This is a genomic window from Pseudomonas sp. DC3200b2 (assembly GCF_049895785.1).
GTDB lineage: Bacteria > Pseudomonadota > Gammaproteobacteria > Pseudomonadales > Pseudomonadaceae > Aquipseudomonas > Aquipseudomonas massiliensis.
In genome coordinates this window covers 223,463-242,542 of the sequence record NZ_JAFCTA010000001.1, presented here as the reverse complement: position 1 = coordinate 242,542, position 19,080 = coordinate 223,463, and the positions used below count along the sequence as shown (strand labels likewise).

The window sequence follows — 19,080 nt, the reverse complement described above, 5'->3', positions numbered from 1 at the left end:
CCCCATGCGCGAGGCATGGCGGCGGCCGCTGGGTTCGGGCTAGTGATGCGCCAGATCAGACCACGGCGGGGCGACCCTGGACATCCGCGTCGACCAAGGGCTCGGGCGGCTTGACCAATTCCCGCGCCACGGTCCACACGATTACGGCGGCGATGATATCGAACACCGCCAGCACCACGAACAGCGGACTGTAGCCAATCTTGGTGACCAATACGCCGAACACCATGGTGAAGGCCGCGGCACCCAGGTAGCCGAACATGCCGCCCATGCCGGTGGCGGTGGCCACTTCGTTCTTGCCGAAGGAGTCCGAAGTGATGGAATAGAGCGCGCCAGAGAGGGTCTGGTGAGCGAAACCACCGATACACAGCAGCATGATGGCAGTGTACGGGCTTTCCACCAGGCCGATGCAGGCCGGGCCGATCATGCAGGACGCGCCGAACAGCAGCACCATCTTGCGCGAGGTGAACAGGGACACCCCGCAGTGCTTGTGGAAGAAGGGGCTCAGGTAGCCGCCCAGCACGCAGCCCAGGTCCGCGGCCAAGAAGGGCAGCCAGGCGAACATGGCGATTTCCTTGATGTTCATGTGCCGCTCGGTCATCAGGTATAGCGGAATCCACGCATTGAAGGTCTGCCAGGCCGGCTCGGACAGAATGCGGGCCGAAGCGATGGCGTAGAAGTTGCGGCTGCCAATGATTTTCTTCCAGCTGCCCTTCTGCGGCGTGGCTTCCTTGAAGTGCGCCTCCTGGCCCGAAAGGATGTACTGGCGCTCGGCCTCGCCGAGTCGGCGCTGATCACGGGGGTGCTTGTAGAGCAGCAGCCAGAGGAAGCTCCAGGCGATACCCAGGCCACCGACGATCAGGAATGCCAGTTGCCAGCCACTCTGCAGGATGGCCCAGACGACCAGGGGTGGCGCCAGCAGCGCGCCGATGGACGAGCCGATGTTGAACCAGCCGATGGCCACGGAGCGTTCCTTGGCGGGGAACCATTCAGTGGTGGCCTTGACCCCCGCGGGCAAACCGGCGGCTTCGGTCAGGCCCAGCAGCCCACGCAAGAAGGCCATGCTCTGCCATCCCGTTGCCAGGGCAGCGGCGGCGCAGGCGGCGGACCAGGCCAAGGCAAAGGTGAAGAAGCCCATCTTGGTCCCGATGGCATCGAGTATGTAGCCGGCCACCGGCTGCATGAAGGCGTAGCACAGCTGCCAGGCCACCACGATATTGGCGTACTGCTCGGTAGAGATGGTGAGTTCTTTCATCAGGGTGGGCGCAGCCACCGACAGGGTGTTGCGGGCCAGATAGTTGACGATGAGCCCGGCCGTCACCAGGCCGACCATCCACCAACGGATGCCTTTGATTTTCATAGGCTGAAACTCTTTGTATTGTTTTTGTCGAGAAAAAGCGTAACGACATATGTCGTCGTACTTGTCGGCATTTTATAGAGCCGCGCCTAGGGAGTGTCAAACAAAGAATGAGGATTTTTGGGTCGTGCCTGTACGATTTCATCTAATGATCGCGAGCCACAGACGACCCGCTGTTTAGCGGTTTTATGTAGGTGGAGGCTGACTTTCACGTTGACAGCGCAAGGCGCCGGACAAATAATCGTCGGCCTTGTACGACAACCTACCGCAAAAAAAAACAACAACCCGAGATTGGCAGTCCATGGCGGAATTCAACGCAATAGAAAGGCACCCCTTCAATCGCATCCTCTTGACAGGAGCCGCCGGAGGGCTTGGCCAGGTGCTCCGTACCCGCGTCCGTCCTTTCGCCCATCAGGTGCGGCTGTCTGACATCAGCCAGATGGCTCCCGCCGAGGGAAGCTTCGAAGAAGTGGCCACCTGCGATCTGGCGGACAAGGCGGCAGTGGACCGGCTGGTCGAAGGCTGCGATGCCATTCTGCATTTTGGCGGGGTATCCACCGAGCATGCTTTCGAAACCATCCTGGGGGCGAACATCTGCGGCGTCTTCCATCTTTACGAAGCCGCTCGCCGTCACGGGGTGAAACGCGTGATCTTCGCCAGTTCCAACCATGTGATCGGTTTCTATCGCCAAAGCGACCGCCTCGACGCCCTCAGCCCACCTCGCCCGGACAGCTACTATGGTTTGTCCAAGGCATTCGGCGAAGACCTGGCCACCTTCTATTACGATCGCTACGGCATCGAGACGGTAAGCATCCGCATAGGCTCGTCCTTTCCCGAGCCTCAGAACGTTCGCATGCTCGACACCTGGCTCAGCTACGACGACCTGGTGCAACTGGTAGAACGCGGCCTGTTCACTGAACAGGTCGGCCATACCATCGTCTATGGCGCCTCGGCGAATCGAAACCTGTGGTGGGACAACCGCTACGCCGCCCACCTCGGCTATGCCCCCAAGGACAGCTCGGAACCCTGGCGCGCCACCATCGAGGCACTGCCACCGCTGGCCGCGGATGACCCCGTGCGGCATTACCAGGGCGGAGCCTTTGTCGCCGCCGGCCCCTTCGAAGGCTGAGTCGCTGGTCAAGGCAGGCGTCATTCCTTATATTGCCCGCATTCCAATAAAAGCCCCGACCCGTCGCTGCCACCCCAGCGGCGTGCCGGGGCTTTGCGTTTCCAGTGCCTGAGGTTTTATGACGTTTACCACTCTCCGCCGCGATGCCCTCGCCGGGCTCACCACGGCCTTCGCCCTGGTGCCCGAATGCATCGCTTTCGCCCTGGTGGCGCACCTTAATCCATTGATGGGCCTCTACGGCGCCTTCTTCATTTGCACCATCACCGCCTTGTTCGGTGGGCGTCCCGGCATGATTTCCGGGGCCGCCGGCTCCATGGCGGTGGTGATCGTGGCCCTGGTGGTGCAGCACGGCGCGCAGTATCTGCTGGCCACAGTGGTACTGGGCGGCCTGCTGATGATGGTGTTCGGCGCGCTGCGCCTGGGCAAGCTGATCCGCATGGTGCCGCACCCGGTCATGCTCGGCTTCGTCAACGGGCTGGCCATCGTCATCGCCCTGGCCCAGCTGGAACACTTTAAGGAAGGCGAGCATTGGCTGCAAGGTACTGCGCTATGGGTGATGCTGGGCCTGGTGGGCCTGACCATGGTGGTCGTCTGGCTGCTACCACGTCTCACCCGGGCGGTACCTCCCGCCCTGGTGGCCATCCTGGGGGTTGGGGTGCTGGCCTACGCGCTGCAGCTGCCGACCCGAACCCTTGGCGACATGGCCCACATCGCCGGCGGCCTACCGCAGTGGCAACTACCTCAGGTGCCCTGGACCCTGGAAACCTTGCGCATCGTCCTTCCCTACGCGGTACTGATGGCCTCGGTCGGCCTGTTGGAAACCTTGCTCACGCTGAACCTGACAGATGAAATCACCGAAACCCGTGGCCAGCCAAACCGTGAGTGTGTGGCCCTGGGAGTGGCCAACCTGACGTCCGGACTGTTTGGCGGGATGGGTGGCTGCGCCATGATCGGCCAGACCATGATCAACCTGTCTTCCGGTGGCCGTGGGCGACTGTCTGGGGTAGTCAGCGGCATCATGATGCTGATGTTCATCCTGTTCCTGTCGCCCTGGATCGAGCGCATCCCCTTGGCTGCGTTGGTGGGAGTGATGTTCGTGGTTGCCCAGCAAACCTTTGCCTGGGGCTCTTTGCGCGTACTGGGCAAGATTCCGCAGCAGGATGCGCTGGTGGTGGTCGCAGTGACCTTGATCACGGTGTTCACCGACCTGGCGACGGCGGTGCTCTGCGGTGTGGTCATCGCTGCCCTGAGTTTCGCCTGGCAGCATGCCCATGAGATCCGGGGTGAATTTGTCGATGAAGGAGGCCAGCGTCGCTATCGCGTGCATGGCACGCTCTTCTTCGCATCGACCACACAGTTCCAGGCGCTGTTCGAGCCTGCATCCGATCCTATGAGCGTGGTGGTCGACTGCACGGACCTCAGAGTGGCGGACCACTCAGGCATCGCCGCCCTTGAAGCACTGTTGACCCGTTATCGCAGCCAAGGGCGCGACCTGGCCCTGACAAACCTCTCCCCCCGTTGCGACGCCTTGCTCAATCGAGCCGGCGTCAGCGCTTCCTGATCCTCGAATAATCCAGGCTCCCGATTACGGGAGCCTGCGAAGCGAGCGAAGGCTCTCCCTCAGGCATTGGCGCTCATTCGAGCCACTCCCAGCCAAGCTTTTTTCCTCTCCGCACCTCTGTCAAAAACGCCAAAAAATAATCAGCAAACTATTGTTTTTTTGACGATACGCCTCGTAACAAAACCCTTACAGGGGCATGACGCACCTTTTTCGACGTAAAAATGACGGATTCACCTTGTTAAGTGGATGGATTGACGCCTGTCGATGGAAGGAAGGATCGATTTCTGCGAACTGTGTCATACAACTTCGGCACTAGGCGCTGACTTCTTGGCATCGCCGCCTTATTCCTTCCCAGGACCGGAGCAACCTCATGATTTTCAATGTAAAGGATTTTGGCGCTGTCGGCGACGGAGTCACGGACGATACCGCGGCCATGCAAGCGGCTATCGACGCCGCGGCTGCCGCAGGCGGCGGCACTGTATTCGTGCCTAGCGGCACCTACATCGTTTCGGCTGGGGAAGAGCCTTCCGATGGTTGCCTGATGCTCAAGAGCAACGTGTACATGGAAGGCGAAGGCGCGGGCAAGACCACGGTCAAGGTGGCCGATGGCAGCGATACCAAGATCACCGGCGTGATCCGCTCGGCCTATGGCGAGGAAACCCATGACTTCGGCCTGAGCAACCTGACCATCGACGGTAACCGTGACAATACCACCGGCAAGATCGATGGCTGGTTCAATGGCTATATTCCGGGCCAGGACGGCCACGACAGCAATGTCACCCTCAGCGGGGTGGAAATCATGAACTGCTCAGGGTATGGCTTCGACCCGCACGAGCAGACCATCAACATGCTGATCGAGAACTGTGTCTCCCACGGCAACGGCCTGGACGGCTTCGTGGCCGACTACATGATCGACACCAAGTATGTGAACAACGTGGCCTATGACAACGACCGCCACGGGTTCAACGTCGTCACCAGTACGAACGACTTCACCATGACCGGCAACGTGGCCTATGGCAATGGTGGCAACGGCATCGTGGTGCAACGCGGCAGTGAGAACATTCCCTCGCCTCACGACATCGTCATCGAAGGCGGCAGCGTCTACGGCAACGGCGCCGAGGGCGTGCTGGTCAAGCTTTCCAGCGAAGTCAGCGTCAGCGGGGTGGACATTCACGATAACGGCGGCTCAGGCGTACGCATCTACGGCAGCACCGGCGTGACCGTGACCGGCAATACCCTGACGAACAATGGGCTCAATGCTCCAATGCCGGAAGTGGTCATCCAGAGCTACGACGATACCACCGGTGTTTCGGGCAAGTTCTTCCCCGGCAGTGACAACCAGATCATCGACAACACCATCACCGGCGGCGCCAACTCCACCTATGGCGTGGCCGAGCGTGACGAGGACGGCACTGACCGCAACGTCATCGTGGGCAATGACATTGCCAACACCACCAAGGGCGCCACCCTGACCTACGGCGACGGCAGCTATGTAGGCGGCACCCTGCCCACCTACACGATCGAAGGCACCAGTGGGGCAGACACACTCAATGGCACGGCCAGCAACGAATTGTTCCTGGCCGGTGCCGGCAAGGATGTGATCAATGCAGGAGCAGGCGACGACATCCTGATAGGTGGCGCCGGGGTGGACAAGCTGACCGGCGGCGCCGGTGCCGACACCTTCCGCTTCACGGCCCTGACCGACAGCTACCGCACCACCAGTGCCTCGTCCAGCGACCTCATTACCGACTTCGACGTGGCCACCGACAAGATCGACCTTGCGGACCTGGGCTTCAAAGGCCTGGGCGACGGCAACAATGGCACCCTGCTGGTGCAATACAACAGCAGCACCAATCGCACCTACATCAAGAGCTATGAAGCCGACGCCAACGGCAACCGCTTCGAGCTGGTGCTCGAAGGCAACCTGGCGAACACCCTGACAGCGAGCAACTTCGTGTTCCAGCGGGTGTTGGACGGCACCAGTGGCAGCGACACCCTCACCGGCACCAGCGGCACCGACACCCTCAACGGCCTGGCCGGTGAAGACACGCTCAACGGCGGCGGCGGAAATGACCTGATCAATGGCGGCGCCGGGGCCGACACCCTCACCGGCGGCGCGGGCGCCGATACCTTCGTGTACGCCAGCCGCCTGGACAGCTACCGCAACTACAACACCGGTGGCGCCACGGTTACGGACCTGATCACAGACTTCGACGTGGCCAGCGACAAGATCGACCTCTCCGCGCTGGGTATCACTGGTCTGGGCGACGGTCGCAACGGCACCGTATACCTGACCCTCAACAGCGCGGGAACCAAGACCTATATCAAATCGCTCGAGCCGGATGCCACGGGCAACCGCTTCGAAATCGCCTTGAACGGCAACTACACCACCAGCCTGACCGCCGGGAATTTTGTCTTTAGTACGGTGACTCCTGTGAACCATGCGCCCGTTGTGGCCCTTCCCCTGGCCGATAAAAATGCCAGCGAAAACACGCCCTTCTTCTACGTTGTGCCTGAAACCAGCTTCAGCGATGCCGACAACGATACCCTCGGCTATTCGGCCAAGATGGCCGACGGCAGTGCCCTGCCCAGCTGGCTGACCTTCGACCCCGCTACCCGTACCTTCAGCGGTACGCCAGACAGCAGCTCCGCTGGTAGCTTCGACGTGGTGGTTACCGCCGACGACGGCAAGGGCGGCACTGTCAGCGACACCTTCAACCTCACGGTACAGGACGTACCGGAAAACAATGGCGTGTACAACGGCACCTCCGGCAAGGACACGCTCACGGGTACCGATGCCATCGAGCAATTCCTCGGCCTCGACGGCAACGATACGATCAACGCCGGCGGCGGCAACGACCTGTTGGTAGGCGGCTCTGGCGCGGACAAGCTTACCGGTGGCGCGGGCGCGGACGTGTTCCGTTACACCACGGTGCTGGACAGCTACCGCACCGACAGCACCAGCGCTACGGACCTAATCACTGACTTCGACGTCAGCGTAGACAGAATCGACCTCTCCGCGCTGGGCTTCAGCGGCCTGGGGACCGGCTACGGTGGCACGCTGAACATCTCCTATAACGCCAGCACCAACCGTACTTACATCAAGGACCGCGATGCCGACGCCAACGGCAACCGCTTCGAACTGGCGCTGCAAGGCAATTACCTGAATACGCTCACTGCCGCCAACTTCGTGTTCGCTTCGGAAACCCCACCGGTAAACCATGCGCCAGTGGTGACCGACCCGTTGCTGGACAGCACGGCCACCGAGAACACGCCCTACAGCTATACCCTGTCGCGCAGCGCCTTCACCGATGCCGACAACGAGGCCCTGACCTATACCGCCACCCTGCAGGATGGCTCGCCCTTGCCTGCCTGGCTGACCTTCGACCCGAGCACCCTGACCTTTAGCGGCGTTCCGGATGACCTCGCCGCCGGCACCTACAACTTCCTGGTAACCGCCACCGACCCACGCGGCGCCTCGGCCAGTGACGTGTTCGCCCTGACCGTGGCCAACGCGCCACCCGTTACCCTGACCGGCACCGACGCCAGCGAAACGCTATCGGGCACCGAGCACGACGACCTTATCCTCGGCCTGGACGGCGCCGATGTGCTCAAGGGCAATGGCGGCCATGACGTGCTGGACGGCGGCGCAGGCCGCGACACGCTCACCGGCGGCGCCGGCGCCGACAGCTTCCGCTACAGCGCGCTGAGCGACAGCTATCGCGACTATGACACCGGCGGCGTCACGGCAACGGACACCATTACCGATTTCACCGTTGGCGTGGACAAGATCGACGTCAGCGCCCTGGGCTTCCTCGGCCTCGGCAGCGGTGAAAACCACACGCTGTACATCACCACCAACAGCGACGGCACCAAGACCTACATCAAGTCCGCCGAGGCCGACGACCAAGGCAACCGCTTCGAGATCGCCTTGCAGGGCAACTATGCCGACACCCTCACCGCCGACGACTTCGTCTTCGCCGAGCGTGCCCAGCAGGACATCCTGTTCCTGCCGACACTGGGCCAGTCCAACGCCCGCCTGCTGCGCATGACCGAGGATGACGACCAGTCCGGCATCACCGAGATGGTCAACGACCTGACCAAATACACGGATTACGACGTTCGCAGCCAATTCACCGATGCCGATGGCAACGGCATCGACGTCGCCGTCGGGGGCAGCACGGTGTGCGGCCTGTCTACCGGCACCGCGGAAGAATTGCGCCTGTCCTGGTGGCTGACCGATACCGACCAGCCTGGCCCGGCCCTGCTGCGCGCGGTATCGCTGCTGCAGGAGCAGCTGGCGTCGCTCAAGGCCATCGACAACGTGACCATGGGCATCGTCTGGGGCCAGGGTGAAGAAGCCGCCCAGGAGATCGCCCGCGCCGCCGACCCGGCTGCCCAGGCCGAACTGTACAAGGCCTCGACGCTCAAGGTGTTCGACTACCTGCATGAGCAGCTGGGAGACTTCAAGGTCTACATGATGGAGACCGGCCACTACGACGCCGATGCCGCGCGGGTACGTGGCTACGACGAAGCGAAGATCGCCAGCATCCAGCAAGGCGTAGTCGCCGTGCGCGCCGTGCAGGAAGCCATCGCCGCCGAGCGCGCCGACGTGGACCTGGCCGTGGACTACACCGACCTGCCCCTGCGTGAGGAAGCGGACCCGGTCACTTACCCGGACGATGTCTGGCACCTGCACGAAGAAAGCGCCGAGATCGTGGGCCAGCGCCTGGCGGACTACATTGCCGATGACCTGGGCTACCAGGGCGACGCCACCGACAACCGCACCGCCGAGGACGTGTACGACGAGGTGGCCAGCCAGAAAGGCGGCTACATCCTCGGGACGGACCAGGATGACACCCTGGTCGGCAGCGCCTATGACGATACCCTCGATGGCGACCTGGGCGCCGACACCCTCAATGGTGGCGATGGCAAGGACGTCTACATCGTGGACAACCCCAACGATGTTGTCATCGAAACCAATGATGCGGCCGCCCAGATCGACACGGTCGAGGCTTCGGTAAGCTGGACCCTGAGCGCCAATGTCGAATACCTGGTCTTGACCGGCTACTCGGCCATCGACGGCACCGGTAACGCGCTGCGCAACTTCATTACCGGTAACGACGCGGCCAACGTCCTCGACGGCAAGGAAGGGGCCGACAGCATGACCGGGGGCAACGGTTCAGACACCTACTACGTCGACAACATCGACGACACCGTAGTCGAAAAGAACAGCGACAGCACCATCGGCGGTACGGACACCATCTACAGCAGCCTGGCCAGCTACACCCTGGCCAACAATGTGGAAAACATGGTGATCAATACCGACGGCGCCGCCAACGCCATCGGCAATGGCCTGGACAACATCCTCTTCTCCGGCAGCGGCGATAACCTGCTCGACGGTCGCGCGGGAACAGACACGGCCTCTTATGCCTATGCCCTGGGCGGCGTAACGGTTGCCCTGAACACCAGCTCGCAGCAGAACACCGGCGGCGCTGGGCTGGACACCCTCAAGTACATCGAGAACCTGAGCGGTAGCCAGTTCGACGATAGCCTGACGGGCAGCAGCACGGCCAACGTCCTCGATGGCGGCGCCGGTAATGACGTATTGGTCGGTGGCGGTGGCGACGACACCCTGATCGGCGGGGCCGGCACCGACTCCCTTACCGGCGGCACCGGGGCCGACACTTACAAGTTCGCGGCTTTGTCCGACCTGGGCCTGGGCGACCTGCGCGACCTGATCCTGGGCTTCAAGACCTCCGAAGGGGACAAGATCGACCTGACCGGACTGGATGCCGATACCTCCACTCCAGACGCCAAGGAACAGTTCACCTTCATCGGTACCCAGGCCTTTGACAGCACCAACGCTGCTGGCCAGCTGCGCTTCGAGAACGGCATCCTGTACGGCAGCGTCAACGCCGATGCCAGCGCCGAGTTCGAAATCCAGCTGGTCGGGGTGAAGGAGCTGCATCAGAGCGACTTCACGGCGTAAGGAAAACGGGAACAGCGAGCCTGGCGGATCGACCTCCTATTGCGGGGCTTCGCCAGCTCCGCTGGCGCCCACCGCAGATCCCGATTGCAGTAGGTTGCTGGCATCGAAGGCTTTAGCGCATAGGGCCAGCTTCGTTGGCTTCTACAAGCCTTGAACGAAATCCTCCTCATGGAACGCCAAGGGCCTGCGGCCCTGGGCATCCAGGGTCAGCTCCCGCTGGCGCAGTTCCACCCGCCTGATTTTCCCGGAGATGGTCTTGGGCAGCTCGCTCACGAACTCGATCCGGCGCACCCGCTTGTAAGGCGCCAACTGACCTCGCACGAAGGCGAACAAGGCCTGGGCCAGGGCGGCATCGCCATCATAACCGGGTGCCAGGATCAAGAACGCCTTGGGCACATTCAACCGCAGCGGGTCCGGGCTAGGGACCACGGCTACCTCCACCACCGCCGGATGTTCGATCAAGGCACTCTCCAGCTCGAAAGGGCTGATGCGGTAGTCGGACGATTTGAATACGTCATCGGCGCGGCCCACGAAGGTCACATAGCCGTCTGCGTCATGCTGCGCGGTATCGCCCGTGCGATAGTAGCCATCACGCATGGCTTGAGCCGTTTTCTCAGGGTCATCGGCATAGCCCAGCATCAGACCCAGGGGCGCGGGCTGCAGCGGCAGGGCCACCTCTCCTTCCTGGGCCGGCCGGCCATCGCCATCGAGCAGGGCCAGGCGGTACCCGGGCAGCGGGCGCCCCATCGATCCCGGCTTGAGCAATTGCCCAGGAGTGTTGCCGATGATCGCCGTGGTTTCGGACTGGCCGAAGCCATCGCGCAGCCAAAGCCCCCAGGCCGCGTACACCTGTTCGAGAATTTCCGGGTTCAAGGGTTCGCCCGCCCCGACCAGCTCGCGCAAGCTCAGGCGCGGGCGCACCTTGGCCAGGTCTTCCTGGATCAGCATTCGCCATACCGTCGGCGGCGCGCAAAGGCTGGTCACCGGGTAGGCCTGCAACACGTCCAGCAAGCCCTTGGCGCTGAATCGCTCCACGTTGTGGATAAAGACGCAGGCACCGGCATTCCAGGGCGCGAAGAACGAACTCCAGGCGTGCTTGGCCCAGCCGGGCGAGGAGATATTCAGGTGCATGTCGCCCGGCAGCAGCCCGATCCAGTACAGGGTAGACAAGTGGCCTACCGGGTAGCTTTGGTGGCTGTGCAGCACCATTTTCGGCTTGGAGGTAGTGCCGGAGGTGAAGTACAGCAGCAGCGGGTCGCAGGCTTGGGTCTGGCCCGACGGAGTGAACTCGGTGCTCAGCACATAAGCCTGGGCCAATGGCTCCCAGCCCGGCGCGCTGCCGCCGGCAACGATACGTGTGCAGCCTAGGCCCAGTTCGGCGAACTTGTGCAGGTTGGCCGGGTTCGCCACGATATGCCGTATACGCCCGCGCTCAAGCCGATCAGCCAGGTCTTCGCAGGTCAGCAAGGCGGTGGCCGGGACCACCACGGCGCCCAGCTTGGCGGCCGCCAGCATCAACTCCCACAAGGCCACCTCGTTGCCCAGCATCAGCAAGAGGCGTTCGCCGCGCTTTACGCCCAAGGCACGTAGGTAATTGGCCACCTGGTTGGAGCGCGCCCGCATCTGCTCGAAGGAATAACACTCCTGCTCGCCTTTTTCGCGGACGATCAGCAGCGCCGGGGCGGTGTTGCCCCTGGCCATGTCATCGAAATAGTCCAGCGCCCAATTGAAACGATCCAACCGGGGCCATTGGAACTCCCGAATAGCGGCTGCGTAGTCGGTGCGGTGCCGCAGCAGGAGGTCGCGCGCTTCGAGAAAGGCAGCGGCCGAAGCCTGCCGTGGCGATAGCCGAGTGGGGGCGTCCATGAACGAACCTGTTCTTGTTGTTGTGGTTAAGCTGAGTATAGGCAGATGGCCCTGAAAGGAGCTTTGCGCAAAAAGGCCGGTTGGATATGTAAAAAACCGGCCGGGCGACTTAAGGTGTCAGGCTTCAGGCGGCCACGAGGCCGCTCTTTTCGCATGGAGCACTGACATGTTCGACCTCACGGGGCTGAGCCTCTCGGCTTACCTGATCATTTTCGCGACCTTGGCGGTAGGCTATGTCATCTTCGGCATTGCCGGCTTCGGCACGGCATTGGTGGTCAGCCCGGTGCTGGCGTTCTATGTACCTGTTCCAAAGATTGTTCCCCTGCTGGCCCTGCTGGACTTTTGCGCGGCGGCGGTCAACGTAGGCCGGGACGGACGCAAGGCGAACTGGCAGGAGCTTCGCCGACTGTTGCCATTGATGGTAGTCGGCAGTCTGATTGGCGCGGCCATTCTCCTGAACACACGCCCTGATGTGTTGTTGCTGGGCCTGGGCGTCTTCGTGGTCGGCTATGCCCTCTACTCGTTGAGCGGAGTGCGTCCCCAGCACCAATTCAGCCCCGCCGCGGCGGTGCCTTTCGGTACCGTCGGTGGGGTGTTCAGCGCGTTGTTCGGCAGCGGTGGGTTCGTGTACATCATCTATCTGACCGGGCGCATCGCCGACAAAACATCCATCCGGCTGACGCAAACCACGCTCATCGGTTTCAGCACCTTCACCCGGGTCGTGCTCTTCGCACTGGCCGGGGTGTACCTGGACACCAGCCTGCTATGGCTCGCCCTGCTGCTCGCCCCCGGCATGCTGGCCGGTACCGCCATTGGCAGACGTATCACCTTGAAGATGTCCCGGGAACAGTTCATTCGGGTCATCAACCTGGTGGTACTGGCGTCGGGGGTTATGTTGCTGGTTCGATATTTCGCAGCGGCGTAGGCGCACGGGGCTGGCGGGGTGGCCGATGTGCAGGCCATTCGGCAGCTGAGCTGCCTCCAACAACTAGAAAAAAAAGGCACCCTATTGGGTGCCTTTTTCTATATGGTGGGTCGTGTAGGATTCGAACCTACGACCAATTGGTTAAAAGCCAACTGCTCTACCAACTGAGCTAACGACCCAAAAATGGTCGGGGTGAGGGGATTCGAACTCCTGACATCCTGCTCCCAAAGCAGGCGCGCTACCGGACTGCGCTACACCCCGAAGTTGGCTCCGCGACCTGGACTCGAACCAGGGACCCAATGATTAACAGTCATTTGCTCTACCGACTGAGCTATCGCGGAACTACATACAACGGTCTTACCTTTACATCATTACTACTGAAGGGCTTGGCCTTCATCCCAGCTAGCGTCTCGCTTATTACGTTCGCTTGTCTGAGGCGCGCCATTCTACACCTTCGTTTTGCCTTGTCAACCCCTGTTTTAGCAGTAAGGTGCTGATTTCCAACTCCTTTCTACCACCGGTAGAAACCGGTTCCCCCATGGGCGACTCAAGCGGGGCGCATGATATATAACATCGCCGGTGGGTGCAAGCCTTTGTACCCACCGGCGTGCAATCAGGCGAAAACGATTTCCTCACCGCTGACCTTGGCCTGGATCGAGCTGCCGGGCAGGAAGGCCCCGCTGAGAATCAGCTGCGCCAGCGGATTCTCGATCCAGCGCTGAATGGCGCGTTTGAGCGGCCGCGCGCCATACACCGGGTCGTAGCCCACGGCGATCAGCTTGTCCAGGGCCTCGGCGCTCAGCTCCAGGGTCAGATCCCGCTCCGCCAGACGGCTACGCAGCCGGCCCAGCTGGATCTGCGTAATGCCGGCGATCTGTTCACGCCCAAGAGGCTCGAAGATCACCACTTCGTCCACACGGTTGATGAATTCCGGGCGGAAGTGCGAACCGAGCGCATCCATCACCGCAGCCCGCTGGGCCTCGCGATCCCCCACCAGCTCCTGGATACGCGCCGAGCCCAGGTTGGACGTCATCACCACCACGGTGTTGCGGAAGTCCACGGTACGGCCATGGCTGTCGGTCAGGCGGCCGTCTTCCAGCACCTGCAGCAAGATGTTGAATACATCCGGATGCGCCTTTTCCACTTCATCGAGCAGCACGACGGAATACGGCTTGCGACGTACCGCTTCGGTCAGGTAGCCGCCCTCCTCGTAACCGACGTATCCGGGCGGCGCCCCGATCAGGCGAGCCACGGAGTGTTTCTCCATGAACTCGGACATGTCGATTCGCACCATGGCTTCTTCGGTGTCGAAGAGAAACTCCGCCAAGGCCTTGCACAGTTCGGTCTTGCCCACGCCGGTGGGGCCTAGGAACATGAACGAGCCACTGGGGCGATTCGGGTCCGCCAGGCCCGCGCGCGAGCGACGCACCGCGTTGGCCACGGCCACCACGGCTTCGTCCTGGCCGATCACGCGCTGGTGCAAAAGGCTTTCCATCTTCAGCAGCTTCTCGCGTTCGCCCTCGAGCATCTTGGCCACGGGGATGCCGGTCCACTTGGACACCACCTCGGCGATCTCTTCCTCGGTGACCTTGCTGCGCAGCAGCTGGTTTTCCGGCTTGCCGTGCTGGTCGACCATCTGCAGGCTGCGCTCCAGGTCCGGAATCACTCCGTACTGCAGCTCGGCCATGCGGCTGAGATCGCCCCGACGACGCGCGGCTTCCAGTTCCTGGCGAGACTGTTCGATTTTCTGCTGGATCTGCGCGGAGCCTTGCACCTCGGCCTTTTCCGAAACCCACACTTCTTCGAGGTCCGCGTATTCACGCTCCAGCCGAGCGATGTCTTCGGTGAGCTTTTCCAGGCGCTTGCGGGCAGCCTCGTCTTCCTCTTTCTTCAACGCCTGGGATTCCACCTTGAGCTGGATCAGGCGACGCTCCAGACGGTCGAGCTGCTCGGGCTTGGAGTCGATCTCCATGCGGATGCGGCTGGCCGCTTCATCGATCAGGTCAATGGCCTTGTCGGGCAACTGACGGTCTGTGATGTAGCGATGGCTCAGCTTGGCCGCGGCGATGATCGCGCCATCGGTGATGGCTACCTTGTGGTGAACCTCATAACGCTCCTTGAGGCCGCGCAGGATGGCAATGGTGTCTTCCTCGCTGGGCTCATCGACCAATACTTTCTGGAAACGCCGCTCCAGCGCCGCGTCCTTCTCGATGTACTGGCGGTACTCGTTCAGCGTAGTGGCGCCGACGCAGTGCAGCTCGCCCCGGGCCAGGGCCGGCTTGAGCATGTTGCCCGCATCCATGGATCCCTCGCCCTTGCCGGCGCCGACCATGGTATGCAGCTCATCGATGAACAGGATCACCTGCCCTTCCTGCTTGCTCAGTTCATTGAGCACAGCCTTGAGCCGCTCCTCGAACTCTCCGCGGAACTTCGCGCCGGCGATCAGCGAGCCCATGTCCAGGGACAACAGCCGCTTGCCCTTGAGCCCATCGGGCACTTCGCCATTGATGATGCGCTGGGCCAGCCCCTCGGCGATGGCGGTCTTACCCACGCCGGGCTCGCCGATCAGCACCGGGTTGTTCTTGGTGCGCCGCTGCAGGACCTGCACCGTGCGGCGGATTTCGTCGTCACGGCCGATCACCGGGTCCAGCTTGCCTTCCTCGGCGCGGCGGGTCAGGTCGACGGTGTACTTTTCCAGGGCCTTGCGCGACTCCTCGGCGTTCGGGTCATTGACCGCCTCGCCACCGCGCAGGTTGTTGATGGCATTCTCTAGCGCCTTCTTGCTGACGCCTTGGGCCAATAGCAGCTTGCCGACCTTGGTGTTTTCATCCATCGCGGCCAGCAGCACCAGTTCGCTGGAAATGAACTGGTCACCCTTCTGCTGGGCGAGGCGATCGGCCTGATTCAAGAGGCGCGCCATGTCTGGCGACATGTTCACGTCACCCGTGGGGTTCTGGATCTTCGGGAGCCGGTCCAGCTCCTTGGTCAGCTCTTTGCGCAGGCTGGCCACATCGAAGCCCACCTGCATCAACAGCGGCTTGATGGAGCCGCCCTGCTGGTCGATCAGTGCCTGCAACAGGTGAGCCGGCTCGATGGCGGGATGGTCCAGCCCGACGGCCAGGGACTGGGAGTCCGACAGCGCCAACTGCAGCTTGCTGGTCAAACGGTCTATACGCATGGATATACCTTCCTTTGAGAGGCAGGCCGGAGCGATAACCGGCTCCGTATAGATGACGAGACAACCTGCCCGAGATACCGCTTAGATAGGGGCGATTGTTCAAGATTCAAGCAGAAGGGGTTGGCTCCAGCCAAACCAGGGAGGCGAAGCGGCCAGTGCAGGAGGCACGCCGATAGGAGAACCAGCGCTCGTCATCGACGGTGCACAGGCCGCCGCCATAGACTGCCTGTACGCCAACGGCCGCCAGACGCAGGCGCGCCAGGGCATAGATGTCCGCCATCAACTTGCCGGGGTTGGCCCCAGGCCTGAAGGCCGAGTGCGCTGCGGGATGGTGAGCAGTGAAGGCATCGCGCACTTCTTCGCCCACTTCGAAGGCGGCCGGCCCGATGGCGGGGCCCAGCCAGACCAGGATCTCTTGCGCGGGAACCTCAAGGCTGGCGACCGTGGCTTCGAGCACGCCGTTGGCCAATCCGCGCCAGCCGGCATGCGCGGCGGCAACCCGGGTGCCGGCCCGATCGGTGAAGAGCGCGGGAAGACAATCGGCGGTCATCACCGTGCACGCCACGCCTGGCGTGGCCGACCAACTGGCATCGGCTTCAGGCTGCTCGCCCGGGTGCGCCTCCACCACGTTCACCCCATGCACCTGGCGCAGCCAGGCTGGGCGAACACCACACAGCTCACTCAAGCGACGACGGTTCTCCGTAACCGCGGCGAGGTTATCTCCAACATGATCGCCCAGGTTGAGCTGGGCATAGACCCCTTGGCTGACCCCACCGGCCCGCGTGGTGACGCAGGCACGGACCTGGGCGGGCGCCGGCCAGTCCGGCAGAAGCAGGCTGCCGGCCAGGTCGGTCATCCGACGAAGGCCTCGCGGTCCTGCTTGAGCAGGGAAGTAAGCCAGACGAAATCATCGGGCAGCGGGGACTCCCAGCCCATGCGTTCACCGGTCACCGGGTGATCCAGCTCGAGGAAGCGGGCGTGCAAGGCCTGGCGCGGGAACGTCTTGAGAGCCTCCACCAGGCTGGGGCTAGCGGCCGGCGGAATACGGAAGCGGCCGCCGTAGACAGGGTCCCCTACCAAGGGAAAACCCACGTGGGCCATGTGCACGCGAATCTGGTGGGTGCGACCCGTTTCCAGCTTCACTCGCACATGGGTATGGGAGCGATAGCGGTCCAGCACGCGATAATGGCTCACCGCCGGCTTGCCGTTGTCCATCACGCCCATGCGCTGGCGCTGGGTACCGTGACGGCCGATGGGCGCGTTGATCTTGCCGCCCGCGGTCACGACGCCCACCACCACGCATTCATAGATGCGGCTGACGCTGCGCTTCTGCAACTGAGCGACCAGGTGGGTCTGCGCCTGCAGCGTCTTGGCCACCACCATCAGGCCGGTGGTGTCCTTGTCCAGGCGGTGGACGATGCCGGCCCGTGGTACGTTGACGATGTCCGGCACGTGGTGCAGCAGCGCATTGAGCAACGTGCCGTCGGCGTGCCCGGCGGCGGGGTGGACCACCAGCCCGGCGGGCTTGTTGATCACCAGGATCTGCTCGTCTTCGTAGACGATATCCAGCTCGATGGCCTGGGCGACCCATTCGCCCTGGGCTTCCTGCTCGGCTTCCAGGGCCAGGACGGCACCGCCATGGACCACGTCTCGCGGCCGCAGCACGGCCCCGTCGACGGTCAGGCGGCCTTCCTTGATCCAGGCGGACAGGCGCGAGCGGGAAAACTCCGCGAACAGTTGGGCGGCGACCTGGTCGAGGCGCTGGCCTCCCAGGTCGGAGGTGACTTCGGCGGTCAGCCGGATGATCTCAGGCATGCTTGGCTACACAGGAAACAGCGCGACCGCACAGCCTTTGGTTTCGGCTGCGCGCTTGTGGTTAAATACGGCGTCTTTCGTCCCGGAGGTTCACGGGACGCTCATCATAACAGGACGGCCGCGCCCAAGACAGCGGCCGTTAAGGGACGCAAGCCGCCATGCAAGTGAAACACCTGCTGCTGATCGCCATCGTCGGCCTTACCGCCGCCTGTTCTTCGAACAAGGAAGTGGTCGACGAGAACCTGAGCGAAGTCGAGCTGTACCAGCAGGCGCAGACCGACCTGGACAACCACAGCTACACCAGCGCGACGGCCAAGCTCAAGGCGCTGGAATCCCGTTATCCGTTCGGCCGCTACGCGGACCAGGCCCAGCTGGAACTGATCTACGCCAACTACAAGAATGCCGAGCCGGAGGCCGCCAAGTCCGCCGCCGAGCGCTTCATTCGCCTGCACCCGCAACACCCGAACGTGGACTACGCCTACTACCTCAAGGGCCTGACTTCCTTCGATCAGGACCGCGGCATCGTCGCCCGCTTCCTGCCCCTGGACATGACCAAGCGCGACCCGGGCGCGGCGCGCGATTCCTATAACGAATTCGCCCAGCTCACCAGTCGCTACCCCAACAGCCGCTACGCCCCGGACGCCAAGCAGCGCATGATCTACCTGCGCAACCTGCTGGCCGCCTATGAAATCCATGTGGCGCACTACTACATCACTCGCCAGGCCTACGTGGCCGCGGCCAACCGCGGGCGCTACGTGGTGGAGAACTTCCAGGAAACCCCGGCCGTCGGCGATGGCCTGGCGGTGATGACCGAGGCCTACCAGCACCTGCGCCTGGATGACCTGGCGCAAACCAGCCTGGAAACGCTCAAGTACAACTACCCGGACCACCCGAGCCTCAAGGACGGCCAGTTCGTGCCGCTCAAGGAAGAAGCCGACAACCGCTCCTGGCTGTCCAAGGCGACCCTGGGCCTGATCGACGGCAACGATACGCCGCCACCGCCCAGCGAGAGCCGCGCCAATCAGGAACTGACCAAGCAGTACCAGGACGCCAAGGACAACATCCCGCGTGAGCTGCTGCCGGCCGATGAGGGTGGCAGCGCCGACGAGCCAACCGCCGCGGCCGATGCGCCCAAGCCGCACCGTTCCTGGTTCAGTCGCCTGACCTTCGGTCTCTTCGACTAATGGTTCCGAGCCGGGCGATGCCCGGCTCGGCTCAAGAGGGCAGGCGCCAGCGCCGCTGGCGCCTGCCAAACCCGCC

The 19,080-nt window shown here is 62.8% G+C and carries 10 protein-coding genes and 3 tRNA genes; 5 read left to right on the top strand and 8 right to left on the bottom strand.

What is annotated here, in order from left to right; genetic code table 11:
- Window positions 1-55: 55 nt before the first annotated feature.
- Window positions 56-1,357: an MFS transporter gene (locus tag ACP691_RS01220; protein WP_426149721.1), complete on the bottom strand. Its 1,302-nt coding sequence runs from the start codon at window positions 1,355-1,357 to the stop codon at window positions 56-58.
- A 298-nt stretch (window positions 1,358-1,655) separates the two neighbouring features.
- On the opposite strand from ACP691_RS01220, the gene ACP691_RS01215 reads away from it, so the two are divergent.
- The 3 genes from ACP691_RS01215 (at window position 1,656) to ACP691_RS01205 (ending at window position 10,036) form a co-directional block, all read left to right on the top strand.
- Entirely contained in the window at window positions 1,656-2,483 is an 828-nt protein-coding gene (locus tag ACP691_RS01215; RefSeq protein ID WP_426149720.1) for an NAD-dependent epimerase/dehydratase family protein, read from the top strand.
- 118 nt (window positions 2,484-2,601) lie between these two features.
- The gene (locus ACP691_RS01210) at window positions 2,602-4,044 is read left to right on the top strand and encodes a SulP family inorganic anion transporter (RefSeq protein ID WP_426149719.1); all 1,443 of its coding nucleotides are present in this window, start codon (window positions 2,602-2,604) and stop codon (window positions 4,042-4,044) included.
- A gap of 370 nt (window positions 4,045-4,414) precedes the next feature.
- The gene (locus ACP691_RS01205) at window positions 4,415-10,036 is read left to right on the top strand and encodes a putative Ig domain-containing protein (RefSeq protein WP_426198491.1); all 5,622 of its coding nucleotides are present in this window, start codon (window positions 4,415-4,417) and stop codon (window positions 10,034-10,036) included.
- 141 nt (window positions 10,037-10,177) lie between these two features.
- Here the strand turns inward: ACP691_RS01205 and ACP691_RS01200 are convergent, their stop codons facing one another.
- Window positions 10,178-11,902: an AMP-binding protein gene (locus tag ACP691_RS01200; protein ID WP_426152648.1), complete on the bottom strand. Its 1,725-nt coding sequence runs from the start codon at window positions 11,900-11,902 to the stop codon at window positions 10,178-10,180.
- A gap of 166 nt (window positions 11,903-12,068) precedes the next feature.
- Here ACP691_RS01200 and ACP691_RS01195 point away from each other — a divergent pair, with 166 nt between their 5' ends.
- A complete protein-coding gene (locus tag ACP691_RS01195; RefSeq protein ID WP_426152646.1) occupies window positions 12,069-12,827 on the top strand; it encodes a sulfite exporter TauE/SafE family protein in 759 nt (252 codons plus the stop codon).
- 103 nt (window positions 12,828-12,930) lie between these two features.
- Here the strand turns inward: ACP691_RS01195 and ACP691_RS01190 are convergent.
- The 6 genes from ACP691_RS01190 to rluD all read right to left on the bottom strand — a co-directional run bounded on the left by ACP691_RS01190 (window position 12,931) and on the right by rluD (window position 17,820).
- Window positions 12,931-13,006 (bottom strand) — tRNA-Lys (locus tag ACP691_RS01190).
- 5 nt (window positions 13,007-13,011) lie between these two features.
- A tRNA-Pro gene (locus tag ACP691_RS01185) sits at window positions 13,012-13,088 on the bottom strand.
- 4 nt (window positions 13,089-13,092) lie between these two features.
- Window positions 13,093-13,168: transfer RNA gene (locus tag ACP691_RS01180), tRNA-Asn, on the bottom strand.
- Between the two features lie 272 nt (window positions 13,169-13,440).
- Window positions 13,441-16,005: an ATP-dependent chaperone ClpB gene (gene clpB / locus ACP691_RS01175; RefSeq protein ID WP_426152644.1), complete on the bottom strand. Its 2,565-nt coding sequence runs from the start codon at window positions 16,003-16,005 to the stop codon at window positions 13,441-13,443.
- 106 nt (window positions 16,006-16,111) lie between these two features.
- Window positions 16,112-16,861 carry a peptidoglycan editing factor PgeF gene (pgeF, locus tag ACP691_RS01170; RefSeq protein WP_426152642.1) on the bottom strand — a complete coding sequence of 250 codons (750 nt, stop codon included), beginning with the start codon at window positions 16,859-16,861 and terminating at the stop codon, window positions 16,112-16,114.
- Window positions 16,858-17,820 (bottom strand): 23S rRNA pseudouridine(1911/1915/1917) synthase RluD, encoded by a 963-nt coding sequence (gene rluD, locus ACP691_RS01165; protein WP_426152640.1) that lies wholly within the window; start codon window positions 17,818-17,820, stop codon window positions 16,858-16,860. The genes pgeF and rluD overlap by 4 nt, the downstream gene beginning before the upstream one ends.
- A 158-nt stretch (window positions 17,821-17,978) precedes the next feature.
- Here rluD and ACP691_RS01160 point away from each other — a divergent pair, with 158 nt between their 5' ends.
- A complete protein-coding gene (locus ACP691_RS01160; RefSeq protein ID WP_426152638.1) occupies window positions 17,979-19,004 on the top strand; it encodes an outer membrane protein assembly factor BamD in 1,026 nt (341 codons plus the stop codon).
- Window positions 19,005-19,080: the final 76 nt, after the last annotated feature.

Coding starts and splice junctions, on each gene's coding strand:
- ACP691_RS01220 (WP_426149721.1), bottom strand. CDS start 1,357: ATGAAAATCAAAGGCATCCGTTGGTGGATGGTCGGCCTGGTGACGGCC.
- ACP691_RS01215 (WP_426149720.1), top strand. CDS start 1,656: ATGGCGGAATTCAACGCAATAGAAAGGCACCCCTTCAATCGCATCCTC.
- ACP691_RS01210 (WP_426149719.1), top strand. CDS start 2,602: ATGACGTTTACCACTCTCCGCCGCGATGCCCTCGCCGGGCTCACCACG.
- ACP691_RS01205 (WP_426198491.1), top strand. CDS start 4,415: ATGATTTTCAATGTAAAGGATTTTGGCGCTGTCGGCGACGGAGTCACG.
- ACP691_RS01200 (WP_426152648.1), bottom strand. CDS start 11,902: ATGGACGCCCCCACTCGGCTATCGCCACGGCAGGCTTCGGCCGCTGCC.
- ACP691_RS01195 (WP_426152646.1), top strand. CDS start 12,069: ATGTTCGACCTCACGGGGCTGAGCCTCTCGGCTTACCTGATCATTTTC.
- clpB (WP_426152644.1), bottom strand. CDS start 16,005: ATGCGTATAGACCGTTTGACCAGCAAGCTGCAGTTGGCGCTGTCGGAC.
- pgeF (WP_426152642.1), bottom strand. CDS start 16,861: ATGACCGACCTGGCCGGCAGCCTGCTTCTGCCGGACTGGCCGGCGCCC.
- rluD (WP_426152640.1), bottom strand. CDS start 17,820: ATGCCTGAGATCATCCGGCTGACCGCCGAAGTCACCTCCGACCTGGGA.
- ACP691_RS01160 (WP_426152638.1), top strand. CDS start 17,979: ATGCAAGTGAAACACCTGCTGCTGATCGCCATCGTCGGCCTTACCGCC.